We start from the raw sequence: 13,764 nt of genomic DNA on the forward strand, positions 1-13,764 counted from the left end.
AGATATGTTAAGAATTAGGCTCACTTATTTACTTTTGTTCTTAGTTGTTTTTTTTGGGTTTTCGAAAGAAGAACCTACATTATTAAAAGTATCTTATCTTGAAGACTCAAAGCATATTCTTGAAATAAATGACGTAATCAAACTAAATTTTATACAATTAGAAGATAAGAATAAGTTAAATTTTGGCTTTACTAAATCCAATATTTGGATACAATTGCATTTGGAAAAATTAAAACCAAATACTAAATACAAGATTTTAATAAATACAATCATTAACGACACTATTGAAGTGTATAAAAAGGAGGAAAATACTTTTGAAAAAAAAAATTTCGGAGAAGCTTTTCCTTCAAACAATAGATATCCATCTTATTCATTTATTCCAGAGAAAGAAAATTGTACCATTTATTTTAAGGTTATAGGAAGAAATCAACCTTTATTTTTCCCATTTGAAGTTTTTAAATTAGAGGATACAGAAAAATCAGACTTGAGTGAATTAGTATTTCTAGGTATTATTTATGGTGTCGTTTTTCTAATTCTAATGTTAAATATTGTATTGTATATAAATACATTAGAGCGTATTTATATTTATAGTATGTTTTTTAATGTGTTTTCTTTAGGAGTGCTTTTTTATTTTGATGGCATAATTAAACTTTATTTTTTTCCTAATTCATTGTATTGGAATAATCAATTTATTGCAATTGCATTTTGTGGGAGTTTTATTTTTACAAACTATTATATTGTTGAATTTTTAAATTTAAGGCAACATAAAAAGAGATTAAGCACATATTTTCTTATGGTAAATAGTGCTTTCTTACTTATTTTAGGAGTGTCTTTTTGGCACCCAACAGGATTTAATTGGTATTTAAAGTGTAATTTAGTACTCACTACTGTAGAGGTAATTGTGTTGTCTTACAGTATTCTTTATATTCGAAAAAAAGAAAAAGATTATTTTTTTATACAACTTCTTAGTGTGATTTGTCTTAATGTATTTGGAACAATTTCTCAATGTACTTTTTCAGGTTTGCTACCCATTAATTTTTTGACAAATCATTCTGTACATTTTGTGATTTTACCACAAATATTAATTCAAGCCTTTGCCCTAGGTAAGCGATTCTCTATTTTAATAAAACAACAAGCAGTAATGCGTAAGTCGCTTCAAGAATCGGCACAAGTTTATTCTCGTTCTTTAATTAATACTATTGAAGAAGAGAGAAGAAGGCTTTCAAAAGATTTTCATGATAGTATAGGTCAAAATTTATTAGTCATTAGAAATGGTATGCTTCGAATTCGAAAAGATAATATTGAAGATAAGCATCGTGAAAAGTTAAATGAATTAATGCATATAACTTCAGATACTTTAGATGAAATTAGAATGATTTCTCAAAATTTGAGACCTACTATGCTCGATTCGATTGGGTTAACGGCTTCAATAGAAAGTATGATTCGTAAGTTAAACGAAGTTGTAGAAATAAATTTTAATTTAGATTGCCCTGAATCTATTGATAATGTAGTGCAAAACGAGTTAGAAATTAATATCTATCGAATACTTCAAGAACTAACAAACAATAGTATAAAACACGCTAAAGCTCAAAATGTAACAATTGCTATATCTAAAGAAAATGAAAAACTTTTGATAAGTGTTGTAGATGATGGAATTGGATTTGATACTACTTTTAAAGATTATATAAATCCAAAGAACGGTCTATCATCTATAAAAGAGCGAACAAATATTCTCAATGGGAAATTAAATATCGATAGTGTAAAAAATAATGGAACAAAAGTAACTATTTTGATTCCAGTGAATAAATGAAATAAAACAACAATTATGATGGATAAACTAAATGTGCTATTAGTAGACGATCATCCTATTTTTTTAAAAGGACTAGTTGAAGTGATTCAGGATGAGTTTCCAGATTTTTTAATTCATTCTTTTACATCACCAGAACAAGCTTTTACTAGTGCTAAAAATGTAAAATATGATTTAGTGATTTCAGATTTAGATATGCCAAGAATGAATGGAATTGTATTAATTACAGAATTAAAAAGACAATATCCAGAGATTTTAACAATACTCTTAACCATGCATAAAGAACAAGACATAATGCGTTCTGCATTGGCAAAAGATATAAATGGATATGTATTAAAAGATGATGTAGTGGATGAATTAGTAATCGCTATAGAAGAAGTGTTGAAAGGAAAAAAATACATTTCAGAATTAGAGGTTATAAATAAATTTGAGGATCAAAATGAAGAATTAAAATCATTAACTAAGACAGAATTGTTAGTTTTAAAAGGCATTTCAGATAACAAAACAAGTAAAGAAATAGCTAAAGATCTCTTTGTGAGTTTAAAAACAATTGAAAACCATTGCAATAACATTTCCCGAAAATTACGATTAAAAGGAAGTAATAGCCTTTTGAAATTTGCTATAAACAATAAGCACCTACTTTAAGTTGTCATACTAATATGAGTAGGACTACCTATTTATTTTATGTAAAGTTTATATTAGTTTTGCCTTATATTATGTAAGTATTTACCTAGGGTTTACTTGCAAAGAATAGAAAAAATATAAATTTAAATCATGAAAAAAAATTACAAAATCCTTATTCTATTAGTTTTTATTTTTAATTTTTCACTGAAAAATTATGCGCAGATAGCGGCAACTTATAATTCTAATACTTCTGGAACTTTATCGGGTGTTCCTTTTAATGCTACAAATATAAATGCCACCCAGAATGCGTCAGTAAATTTATTGTTCAGTCCTTATTCGGCTGCACCATTACCCACTTCGCCTATGTTGCAACATTATTCAACGGACAATTTAGTGATCACGTTTGAAAATCCAATACCTAATTTAAGAGTTTATGTATATTGGAGAGCAGGAGTCTATTCGTTCGACCAACCTTTTACTATTTTATCAAGAAACGACATTCAGAATACCTCTGGAAATAACATCGTAGTTTCATCAATAGGTCAAGGAATTATCGAATTTACTAATCCTGTTACTACATTAAATCTTTCCGTATCATCTGCGGCAATAGGTTATAATGGAACTACTTTTGGTTTAGCGCAGTATTTAGATTTAACTCCTCCGTCCGTAACTAGTGTTACAGTTCCTGCTAACACAACTTATACATTTGGTCAAAATTTAGATTTCTTAGTGAATTTCGATGAAGCTGTAAATGTTGATACTGTATCTGGAACTCCATTATTAGAATTAACAATTGGTTCAACTACTCGTCAAGCTGTTTACCAAAGTGGTTCAGGAACAAATACTTTATTGTTTAGTTATACAACACAATGTAATGATTTAGATTCAGATGGTATTACTGTAGAGGCTTTAGCTGCAAATGGTAGTACAATGAGAGATGCTGCTGCAAATAATGTAAATCTTACATTAAATAATATTGAAAGTACAGCAAATGTCTTTGTTAATACTTTACCAACACTGACATTTACAGCTCCTGCCGATTTATGTTTCGATGCTGATTTGCAAGTTGGTTTAGGTGGTGGTTCTAGTACTGGTGGTATTTATTCTGGTGCTGGTGTAACCGATGATGGTAACGGAGCTACATATTCTTTAAATCCTGCTGTTGCTGGTGTTGGAGTGCATACAATAACTTATACTTTTACAAATACTAACGGATGTACTAACTCCATAAGTGATGATGTAGAAATATTTGCCATAGATAATCCTAGTTTCAGTTATGATGCTACTTCATACTGTGTGAATGCTACAGATCCTATAGTTACAATAACAGGAGTAACAGGCGGAACATTTGCTTCTTCTACTGGTTTATCAATTAATACTTCTAACGGTACTATTGATGCTTCTGCTTCAACGCCTGGGACTTATACAGTAACCTATACAACTGCTGGAACTTGTCCAAATAGTTCAAGTGTTGCTGTTACTATTACAGCTTTAGAAGATGCTTCTTTTAATTATGATGCTACTTCATACTGTGTGAATGCTTCAGATCCTATAGTTACAATAACAGGAGTAACAGGTGGAACATTTACTTCTTCTACTGGTTTATCGATTAATGCTTCTAACGGTACTATTGATGCTTCTGCTTCAACGCCTGGGACTTATACAGTAACCTATACAACTGCTGGAACTTGTCCAAATAGTTCAAGTGTTGCTATTACTATTAAAGCTTTACCAACAGTAACATTTACTGCTCCTGCTGATTTATGTTTTGATGTAGGTGTTCAAAATGGTCTTGGTGGCGGAACGACTACTGGTGGTATTTATTCTGGTGCTGGTGTAACTGATGACGGTAACGGAGCTACATACTCTTTTGACCCTGTTATTGCTGGTGTTGGTGTACATACAATTACTTATACGCTTACAGATGATAATTTATGTACTAATTCTGCTAGTGATACTGTGGAGGTATTTGGCGCGATAGACAATACAATTTCTGAGGTAACAACTGGAATTTTAACAGCTAATGAAGCAGGTGCAACTTACCAATGGTATCAATGCCCAAATAGTTTAATTACGGGTGCAACAAGTCAAGATTATGAGCCAACGGCTCTTGGTGATTATAAAGTTGAAATTATGGTTGGATCATGTACAGTAGAATCGACTTGTTATACTTTGACTGCTTTAGACGCTTCCTCTTTTGAAAATAAATCTACATTTATGATGTATCCAAATCCTACGAACGGATTACTAAATATTGATTCTAATTTTGATGGTGATTTTAGTATTGCTAATCAATTAGGACAAACTGTTAAATTGTTTAAAGTTAATTCAAATGTTGAAAACAGGATTAATGTTGAAGATTTAGCAGATGGAATTTATTTCATCAAAGGTTCTAATGGAACTCAAATAGTGTCACAAAGGCTTATTATTAAAAAATAATCTTTATAATAACAATAAAATAATCTAAAAAAGGGTTGTTATGGAGGTTCCATGGCAATCCTTTTTTTAAAAGGAGACTACTATATTAAAAAGTGTCTTTTTATAAGGTTTTGAAAATGTCTTAAAAAAAACATATAAAACCATTAGGCAAATTTGAATAGTAAAAGGTATTAATTATAAATTTCTTTTTTTAGGTACTATCTTAATTACCTAACTTATTTTGTTAATTTTTATTATTTTTACATTAGCAGAGGGAATTCATACTGTGACATTTCACTGAATGTATATCCTGTTTAGCCTCAACTTGTTTGGGGCTTTTTTCTACTTTTTTTATTAGACGGCTTTTGCAAAGCCGAGCAGAGAGGAAAACTCCTGCTCCTTTTCTTGAATATTAATTTCAAACTCAGGATTATATTTTTCATTCTTTTTCCATAATTGATAGATCATTACCAATAATTTCTTTTGAACTGCAACATAACTTTTCATTTTTACACCATGCTTCTCATAGGTTCTGTCATATAAGTCTTTAAACTTTTTTACTTTACATTTAATAACTACTAACGATGGCATATGCATGGCTCGACGTATTCGTGAATTGCCTCTTTTTGATATTTTAGTTTTTCCAACTCGAGTCCCTGATTGTGCTTCTACAACATCATAACCAGCATAGGAAACCACTTGCTTGTAATTGGAAAACAATTCAAAACCATTTGTTTCTGCCAATACTGTTGCAATTGTCAACACACCTAATCCTTTTATAGATTCTATATTATTTATCCTTTGTTCTATTTCTTGATTTGATTTTATGTGTTTTAAAATAGCTTTATTTAATTCTTTAATTTGTGCTTCAAATAACGCTATGGTTTGTTTTAACTGACTAATTACAGATTCCGATTGATGCATTGCAAAACTCAAAGCATCTAATTGATTTTTTAAAACTGTTTTCAATTCAGTTACATTTTGATGTTGCCTAGTTAAAAGTCGTAGCTGATAAAAAAATTCACCCATAGGTTGCCATATTTCTAAACATTGCTCGGCTCCCATTTGTGATAATCCTTTCGCATCAATACTATCATTTTTTGTCTTTAATCCAATAGCTTCTATATATTTTTTAGCTTTATTAGGTAAAATAATTGAAACAGAAAAACCTTGATCAAACAAATAATAGGCACAATTCTCATGATAAATACCTGTCGCTTCCATACAAATTACAACAGGAATAAATTCTTTCTTATGCTTGTTAATCCAAACTACTAAAGCATAAAAACCTTTTTTAGTATTAGGAATAATACAACTAGATTTAACAATTACTTTTTGCCTTTCATCAATAATGCTAATACACGCATTAATTTTTTTACTAGAAACATCAAGTCCAATCGAATACTTTAAATTCATAACATCTTGATTTGAATAATAAACAAAAAACTACAATGGTCTTCGCTCATTTTTTATACAGCATCTTTATATAAAACAAAGTGATTAAGTACTATTGAGACTTGAATGTAATTAAAACCAAATTGATTAGCCTAATGTATGCAATATCATCATAAATGTATTTCGCCCCGATAGAATTTTGCAACTTGGTTTTGTTTATTAATGATTACTATTTCAAAGATACGTACTTCATCTTTTTATTTAAAGTAAAGATATGAGCCCCGATAGTAGTCTACCGTGTGGACACATCTATATTTTCACTATTTTAGACCAAATATAAATTATGCGTAGACATTTTACTGATATTGAAGATTCTCGATTACTTAGACGAAGTAATTTGATTTTGGACAGTTTATTTTGTAATAGTGTTCATTCTATTCGACAAATCACCCAAAATGAATCGGAGTGTAAAGCTTTTTATCGTTTTTTACAGAATAATAGGATCTCAGAATCAAAATTAATCAAAAATATGTCTTCTAATTGTATCACTTCCTGTTTAGATAAAACAGTTTTATGCATACAAGACACAAGTGAAGTAAATCTTTATAATCATAAAAATAGGATTAAAAAGGACGGATTCATTGGCACTACTAATGCTGCAAAAGGTGGGATTGGCTTTTTATTGCACCCTAGCTTTGTTGTTGATGCTTATAATTTCATTCCTTATGGTTTTTCTGATGTTAAAATATGGAATAGACCTCTAGAGAAACTTACAAAACAGGAAAGAAATTACAATAAATTACCTATTGAAGAAAAAGAATCATACAAGTGGATAGAATCTTCTGAAAAATCAAAAGAAGCTCTAGAGAAGGCAAAAAAAATCATCATAATCCAAGATAGAGAAGGTGATATTTATGAGCAATTTGCGATAGTACCTGATGAAAAGACAGAGTTGCTAGTAAGGGCTAGAGCCAACAGAACATTATTAAATAAGATAAAATTATTTGACTTTATAGCTAATGAGCCTCTTCAAGGAAAATATACCATTGCACTAGAAGGAGATAAACGAAGAAACATAAGTAAGCGAGAAGCTACTTTAGAGGTAAGGTTTTCAGCTGTTACTATTCAAAAAAACGATTTAGTTTCGAAAAATGCACTAGATAGTGTTGATTTATATATTATAGAAGCGAAAGAAATTGGTGAGAATATTGAAAATCCAATATGTTGGAAACTATTAACAACTATTAAAGTTTTAGATTTAGAAACTGCTTTACAATGTATTGATTGGTATACCTGTAGATGGGTAATAGAAGAAATTTTTAGGATACTAAAAAAAGAAGGATTTAATATAGAAGCCAGTGAATTAGGTTCAGCTAAATCCATCCGAAAATTAACTTTAATGATGATGGAAACAATTGTTAAGCTATTTTTAATGCAAATAGCCTACGATATGCCAGAACATGAAATAGAATCAAGAAGTTGTTTTACCAATCAAGAACTTGAATGTTTAGAATATCAGATAATAAAATTAGAAGGTAAAACAGAAAAATTAAAAAATCCTTATAAAGAAAAGGATTTGAAAAGATATGTATGGGCAATTGCTAGACTTGGAGGATGGAAAGGATATACTAGTGCTCGAAAACCTGGAATAACTACTTTTTCTATTGGAATTCAAAAATTCGCTTCAATTATGCAAGGATGGCAATTATTTCAAGATGTGTCCACACGGTAGGATAGTAGTGGCATCCTTTTCTTTTTCTTTTCGACTCCGCTCAAAGTGACAAAAAAAGAAAAGATATGGCGAATAGCGGGTGAGTTTTTATACTGAATGAATTGATTGCTGCTTCTAGAAATAATAATTAGAATTAAATTAATAGGATAAATAGTTTGTTGTAAAGAATATTTATTAATGAATAAAAAAGTAAAAATTTTGCTAGTTGATAATCATTCCGCTTTTTTAAAAGGGCTTATGGAAGTGATTCAAGAGGAGTTTATGTCTTTTAATTTATTTTGTTTTTCCTCATCTGAAGAAGCCTTGTATAGTGCAAAAGAAAACAAATATGACTTAGCCATTTTTGATTTAGAAATGGCAGTGATTAATGGTATTTCATTTCATAAAGAATTAAAATTACTAAATCCTGAAACACTATCGATACTTTTAACCTTACACAAAGAACAAGATATTATACAATCAGTTTTTGAAAAAGGAATTGAAGGTTTTGTTCTTAAAGATAATATTCTTGATGAATTAGTAATTGCAATAAAAGAAGTACTAAAAGGGAATAAATATTTTTCAAAATTGGATGCTTTAAATTAGTAATATAGAAAAAGCAATAGCAAACAATAGTCTACTAGAAGAGTAGGTTTTTACTATAGATTTTAAAAGAAGATTTGGTATACTTCAAAATAAAAAAGTCACGTAAAATCTAAAGAATGAGTAGGAATACCTATTTCATTTTTGCGGTTTAGTTTGTTCCTTTGAAGTATGAATTCTTATTAATAAGTCTTTAATTTATAAGTAGGTTGGCCACCTAAAAATAAAAAAGTAGAGTTCAGAAACTACTAAATAAACGAAGCGGAATCCGAAAAGCTATATGAGTAGGTAAGACAAATAAATAAATATGGAAACAAATATTAATTCTATTGAAGCAGAAAATTTAAAAATGATGACTACTGATTTTAAAGAAGTAGTAAAAGGCAAGATGGAGGAGAAGCAAATTGAAAAAATCGTATCCGATATGTCATCTTTTACAAATAGTCATGCTGCACAATGTCCTATTTCAAGCGCTGTTTTTTATGTGTGGATAAATGTTATTGTAGAAGGAGGTAAAAGTGCAGTAGGTCATGGTGGAGGCCTTTTTACTCCAGGAGGAGGAGGATCTTGGGGGCATCTCTATACAAATGATATTGAAAGATTATATAGAGATACAATAAGTTTTCAAGTAAATGCTGCTCAAGTTTACTTAAACGTGAATTTTTTTGATGCTCATAGCAATTTATTAGGAAGTTACCATGGAGGTGGTATAGGAACTGTAAGGGGAATTGGTGGAGGAACAACCAAATGGACATAGCATCAATTAATTACATTTGTTGTTTTTCAAATAAATAATTATAAAATAATAAGAAAAGAGGTTGTTTAAATTTTAGACAGCCTCTTTTTAATTATTTCAAAGTCTCTAAATATAATTAAGACAATCATCTTATAAAAGTCAATATCGAAATAGTATTGTTTATTCAGTTAAAAACGGAATAACACTCATAATAGGCTAAATTTAAAAATGGCAATTAGAATAAGACAGTTTAGTATAACATACGTTAGTTTAGATTTAGAGGTTATGACTATAAAAATGTTTAGTACTCAAATGAAAATTAAAACTTTAAAATTGTAAAACTTAGCTGTAGAATTGCTTTCTTATCTTAAGTCAAGGTTTTTTTTGTTTCCCTTTTCAACATTTGCATAAGTATAATTTAAAAAAAATAAAAATGACAAAGAACATATTTACAAAAGTACTTCTGATAATCTCTGGAATCATTGGAATTTGGGTTGGATACTCCCTGTTATTTTCTACAGTCGCTTTTGAGGCAACTGCTGGGATTAATCTTGGAAAGGACATTAATTTGCTAAGCGAATTGAGAGCTCCTAGCGGACTATTGTTAGTAGGTGGAGTACTAATAATTTTGGGAGCTTTTTATTCTAAACTGAGATTTACGTCTATTCTATTATCCTGTTTAATCTATCTTTCGTATGGATTTTCTCGTTTAGTTAGTATTATATTCGATGGATTTCCAAGTGAATCACTTCAAATAGCCTTGATTGCCGAATTTTTAGTTGGATTAACAAGCCTGTTTGTGCTTATACGATTTAACAGTAAACAGATTAAACCTGTATAACTGTACCGAATTCATTCTGATTTTTATTTATTCAAAATCCTTTTTCTAATTCGGCTAAGAGATTCGGGAGTAACCCCAATATAACTTGCAATTAAATGCAAGGGAACTCTGTTTAGAAGATGCGGTTGGGTTTTCAAAATAGTCTGGTATCTTTCTTCAGGGCTGTAATGGCTAAGTAACTCGATATGTTCTTGAGATTTGTTATAATCGACAGGCATTAAAGTAGGTATCAGATTTTCAAGTTTCGGATGTTTTTTATGTAATTCTTTTTCTGCTGTTCTCGTTCCTGTAGTTAAAATAGAATTTTCGATGGTAGATAAATAGTATTTTGAAGGTCTTTTTTCTAAATAACTGGAATATTGAACAGCGGCTTCTCCTTCACAAAAAAAGGCAGTTGTCTTTTCTTCTCCGTTAACTATTTTGTATTGTCGGAGACACCCCTCAATGACAAAGAAGCATTTAGTACAGATTTGACCTTCACTTAAAATTGTAGTTCCTTTTTTAAAAATCTCCAATTGTGTGTTTTCAACAATAGCAATAATTTCCTCTTCGGTGAATTTCCCGAATTGTGAAATAAACTGAATTAAGGAGTCTTTCTTATTTTTAGTTTGTCCTTTCAAAATAGTTTCTTGATTTATAGAAAGTTTCTCAATATTGTTATTGCATTAAACCTTCGGTAGTACTAATCTAAATTATAAACATCTTACGAATATAATTAAAATTCATTTATTTTGACTACAAAAAAGTTATCCTGAAATATTCCAAATTAGAGAAGCGGAGTAGAAGGAAAGGGGTATTAAATTACTTTTTGAAAGTTTGTGTAGATTTAAAAATAAATCTACAATATAAAGTCTGCTTTGTCAGTGCTCACTTTCAGGCTTAGGTGAAAAGGTGATTAGCACGTTAAACATGTTTATAATTCAAAAGCCTTAGCTATTTGCAGATGTTATTTCGACCATTTATATTGTTCCATTATTTCATCAACTTCCGTTTTCGCAACTATATTGACATAGTTAGAAATTGTTTTAGCAGCGATTCCACCAATTATTTCAATGCAATTTTCTTGAGTAAAACCAATTTCGAAAAAATTACTTAATGTTTTTTCATCAATATGACCTTTATTGATAATCAACTTTCTAGTAAAGTCTCTTAAGGTTTCCAATCTAGAATCAGCAATAGGCTTTCCGTTTCGTAATGATTCTATAACATCTTTTGGTACTTTTGTCATTTTCATTCCCCAACTATGAACAGCCATACAATAAGGGCTATTATTTTCATAACTTGTTGTCATTATTACAACTTGACCTTCTAAAAGTCCTAAACTAGATTTCCCAAGAAACAAGTCAAATGATTGATTATAAGCTTTGTATATAGATGGAGAAATAGCAAGTATTTTGTCTTGATTTGGTATAAATCCAAATTTATCTAAAACTTTTTTTAATAATTCTTTAGATTCCTCGGGTGCTGTTTCTGTTGTATGTTTTGTGAATGTCATTCGTAATTATCTGTTTGTTTTACTTCTGCATAAAGTGAGTTTGTTTAAAAACAACATCAATTTCAAAAATAAAGATACTTAATTGTATTTTTTAGTATTTTAAAAGAAGTATTGCTTACTCAATTTTAGTCAGTTATTTTAATTTAAGTTTGTTCTTTAAATCATTAAACCCACTCCATTTTGGACAGCTTTCGGAATATTCAAATTTATGTGCCCCATATTGAATTATGTTTTGAGAGAATGCTGTACAGATTGTGAATGGTTCGTTTGTATTTAAATTTATTAATTCAATTTCGTAAGCTTTTAGAAATTTAATTTCACGATTTTTAAGTTTTCGTTTTAAGTTATTATAATTTAAAAAATATTTATTTTTGATTCGAGTAATTATAATTTTTTCTCCACCAGAATTAAAGCAACCAGAATAATTATGAGTGATTTCTAAAGTTTCTCCATCTTTTATTGAATCAATTCCAAGATTGTAAATATCGATTGGTTTTGTATTTATTTCATCAATACAAAAATTTAAATAATATGATGTTTCTTCAAAGAGAAGAAATGATTCTGTTGTTTTCCAACCAAAATATGTTTGGTATTCTACACGATATTTACCATCAGCTAAATTATGTGAAGATGTAAAGTTTTTAAATTCAGTTATTATGCTATCATTGCATATTATTTTATATTCATTGTTGTAAACAGATTCATTTTCTTTGGTTTTACATAAATTAAAATCTATAGACAAAGAGTTTTGTGAGATTGCAAAAAGTGAATAGTTAAATATGATGAATATTAATGTCTTACGCATTTTTTTATAATTGTTGTTAATGTTTTGCAGTTAGATGGTACATATGGGTTTGAAAAACTGGTTCGCTAAATTGAGCGCACTCTGTTAGTTTCTAATAGGATAGTCTACTCTATAGACCATTCTGCTTATTACGTATTATGGTTAATTTTTACTATAATTTTTCTATTTGGACAGATTATATAAAAATCGATATTCCCAATAAATATATTTTCGTCACTAAAATTGTGCATATAATATTCATAAGCATAGTAATTTCCTTTTTCGATAAGCAAATCCTCTAATTCAAATTTAAGTTTATCAAGAGAACTATGTGCAAAGTTAAAAAACTGCTGTTCTTTTTGATCGAAAGGTGTTTTTTTTCCAAAATTCAGATTTCCAATTACTTCTTAATTCAGTATTTGGATATTTTGAGAAAAATTCATCATTCGGATTCTTAAAATATTTGGCAGTTTTTTCGTCAATTTCGTAAATCCAAATTGAATACCCATCTCCATTAAAAGACCGTTCTGATTCGTCTATATAAACTAATTTTCCATCATTAAATTCAAATCCAGTTAATTCGAGGTTATAATTTTTCTCTTGAATTTTTTCAATTGGTTTCCAAAAAAAGTCAGAACCTGGAAGTATTCGCCAAAAAAAGCCTGGAATCAATATTAAAACTATTAACAAGGTTGAAAGTCGGTATAATTTCCGCCTATTTTTTTTTCCTAAAGGCTTTAATCATTTTAAATCCGATAATTGGATATGAAATTAATATTATTAGAGTTAAAAATAAAAATATTAAAATCATTTAGGGTATTGGTTTTTGCATTGTGGCTAACGAGTTTATATATGGTTTGTTTTGTGTTTTGGCAATTAACTTAGTAAGTAAGTACCAAATTGAAATACCTACGGAATTTCCAATTTGTTCAAAGACAAGTAATTTCTTAAAATCAATTTATGCAGTTATTTTATCAGTCTAAATGAATTCAGGTATGTTTCAATTAATTTTGTTCTTCTCCAAGGTACATTATTTGATATGATTTATTTCCAACAAAAAAAAATCCTTTTATTCCTCCTTTATACCTATTGGAACATTAGTTTCTTGATTTAAACAAAATTCAAAATATTGTCTATTAAAATTATGTTGTTCAGTTGACTCATCAATATTTTTTTTTCATAAAGTTTAGTTTTAATTGCATACAACTTGTTTGTGTCAGCTATAAGGAAACACTCTTTCAAATATAGATATAATTCATTATAAATTTTTAAAGGAATTTTTAATTTCTGCTTACGGGAGTATAAATTTCTATATATACTGAATGGAATCTACTTTCTGAATCTCAAATT

At 29.1% G+C, this 13,764-nt stretch carries 12 protein-coding genes; 7 read left to right on the plus strand and 5 right to left on the minus strand.

The genetic code is table 11. The annotated features are described in order from the left end of the window. The first annotated feature begins 4 nt into the window (after positions 1–4). The 3 genes from L2Z92_RS16080 to L2Z92_RS16090 all read left to right on the plus strand — a co-directional run bounded on the left by L2Z92_RS16080 (position 5) and on the right by L2Z92_RS16090 (position 4,870). Complete coding sequence (locus L2Z92_RS16080) at positions 5–1,810, plus strand: sensor histidine kinase (RefSeq protein WP_236455503.1); 1,806 nt, start codon at positions 5–7, stop codon at positions 1,808–1,810. A 15-nt stretch (positions 1,811–1,825) separates the two neighbouring features. Continuing rightward, the gene (locus L2Z92_RS16085) at positions 1,826–2,452 is read left to right on the plus strand and encodes a response regulator (RefSeq protein WP_236455505.1); all 627 of its coding nucleotides are present in this window, start codon (positions 1,826–1,828) and stop codon (positions 2,450–2,452) included. Positions 2,453–2,581: 129 nt separating this feature from the next. Then, positions 2,582–4,870 carry a T9SS type A sorting domain-containing protein gene (locus L2Z92_RS16090; RefSeq protein WP_236455506.1) on the plus strand — a complete coding sequence of 763 codons (2,289 nt, stop codon included), beginning with the start codon at positions 2,582–2,584 and terminating at the stop codon, positions 4,868–4,870. 333 nt (positions 4,871–5,203) lie between these two features. Here L2Z92_RS16090 and L2Z92_RS16095 read toward each other — a convergent pair whose 3' ends face one another. Then, positions 5,204–6,265: an IS110 family RNA-guided transposase gene (locus tag L2Z92_RS16095; RefSeq protein WP_236453290.1), complete on the minus strand. Its 1,062-nt coding sequence runs from the start codon at positions 6,263–6,265 to the stop codon at positions 5,204–5,206. 322 nt (positions 6,266–6,587) lie between these two features. On the opposite strand from L2Z92_RS16095, the gene L2Z92_RS16100 reads away from it, so the two are divergent. The 4 genes from L2Z92_RS16100 to L2Z92_RS16115 all read left to right on the plus strand — a co-directional run bounded on the left by L2Z92_RS16100 (position 6,588) and on the right by L2Z92_RS16115 (position 10,135). Beyond that, positions 6,588–7,976, plus strand: coding sequence for an IS4 family transposase (locus L2Z92_RS16100; RefSeq protein WP_236455507.1), 1,389 nt, complete (start codon positions 6,588–6,590; stop codon positions 7,974–7,976). 177 nt (positions 7,977–8,153) lie between these two features. Next, positions 8,154–8,561: a response regulator gene (locus tag L2Z92_RS16105; RefSeq protein ID WP_236455508.1), complete on the plus strand. Its 408-nt coding sequence runs from the start codon at positions 8,154–8,156 to the stop codon at positions 8,559–8,561. 304 nt (positions 8,562–8,865) lie between these two features. Then, positions 8,866–9,315 carry a VapA/VapB family virulence-associated protein gene (locus tag L2Z92_RS16110; protein WP_319800379.1) on the plus strand — a complete coding sequence of 150 codons (450 nt, stop codon included), beginning with the start codon at positions 8,866–8,868 and terminating at the stop codon, positions 9,313–9,315. A gap of 412 nt (positions 9,316–9,727) precedes the next feature. Beyond that, positions 9,728–10,135 (plus strand): DUF4345 domain-containing protein, encoded by a 408-nt coding sequence (locus L2Z92_RS16115; protein ID WP_236455509.1) that lies wholly within the window; start codon positions 9,728–9,730, stop codon positions 10,133–10,135. Positions 10,136–10,158: 23 nt separating this feature from the next. Here the strand turns inward: L2Z92_RS16115 and L2Z92_RS16120 are convergent, their stop codons facing one another. The 4 genes from L2Z92_RS16120 to L2Z92_RS16135 all read right to left on the minus strand — a co-directional run bounded on the left by L2Z92_RS16120 (position 10,159) and on the right by L2Z92_RS16135 (position 13,086). Then, a complete protein-coding gene (locus L2Z92_RS16120; RefSeq protein ID WP_236455510.1) occupies positions 10,159–10,755 on the minus strand; it encodes a Crp/Fnr family transcriptional regulator in 597 nt (198 codons plus the stop codon). A gap of 326 nt (positions 10,756–11,081) precedes the next feature. Further along, positions 11,082–11,630: a carboxymuconolactone decarboxylase family protein gene (locus L2Z92_RS16125; RefSeq protein WP_236455511.1), complete on the minus strand. Its 549-nt coding sequence runs from the start codon at positions 11,628–11,630 to the stop codon at positions 11,082–11,084. Positions 11,631–11,763: 133 nt separating this feature from the next. Beyond that, positions 11,764–12,435 (minus strand): hypothetical protein, encoded by a 672-nt coding sequence (locus L2Z92_RS16130; protein WP_236455512.1) that lies wholly within the window; start codon positions 12,433–12,435, stop codon positions 11,764–11,766. Positions 12,436–12,753: 318 nt separating this feature from the next. Then, positions 12,754–13,086: a hypothetical protein gene (locus L2Z92_RS16135; protein WP_236455513.1), complete on the minus strand. Its 333-nt coding sequence runs from the start codon at positions 13,084–13,086 to the stop codon at positions 12,754–12,756. Positions 13,087–13,764: the final 678 nt, after the last annotated feature.

It is taken from the genome of Flavobacterium jumunjinense (genome assembly GCF_021650975.2).
GTDB classification, from domain to species: domain Bacteria; phylum Bacteroidota; class Bacteroidia; order Flavobacteriales; family Flavobacteriaceae; genus Flavobacterium; species Flavobacterium jumunjinense.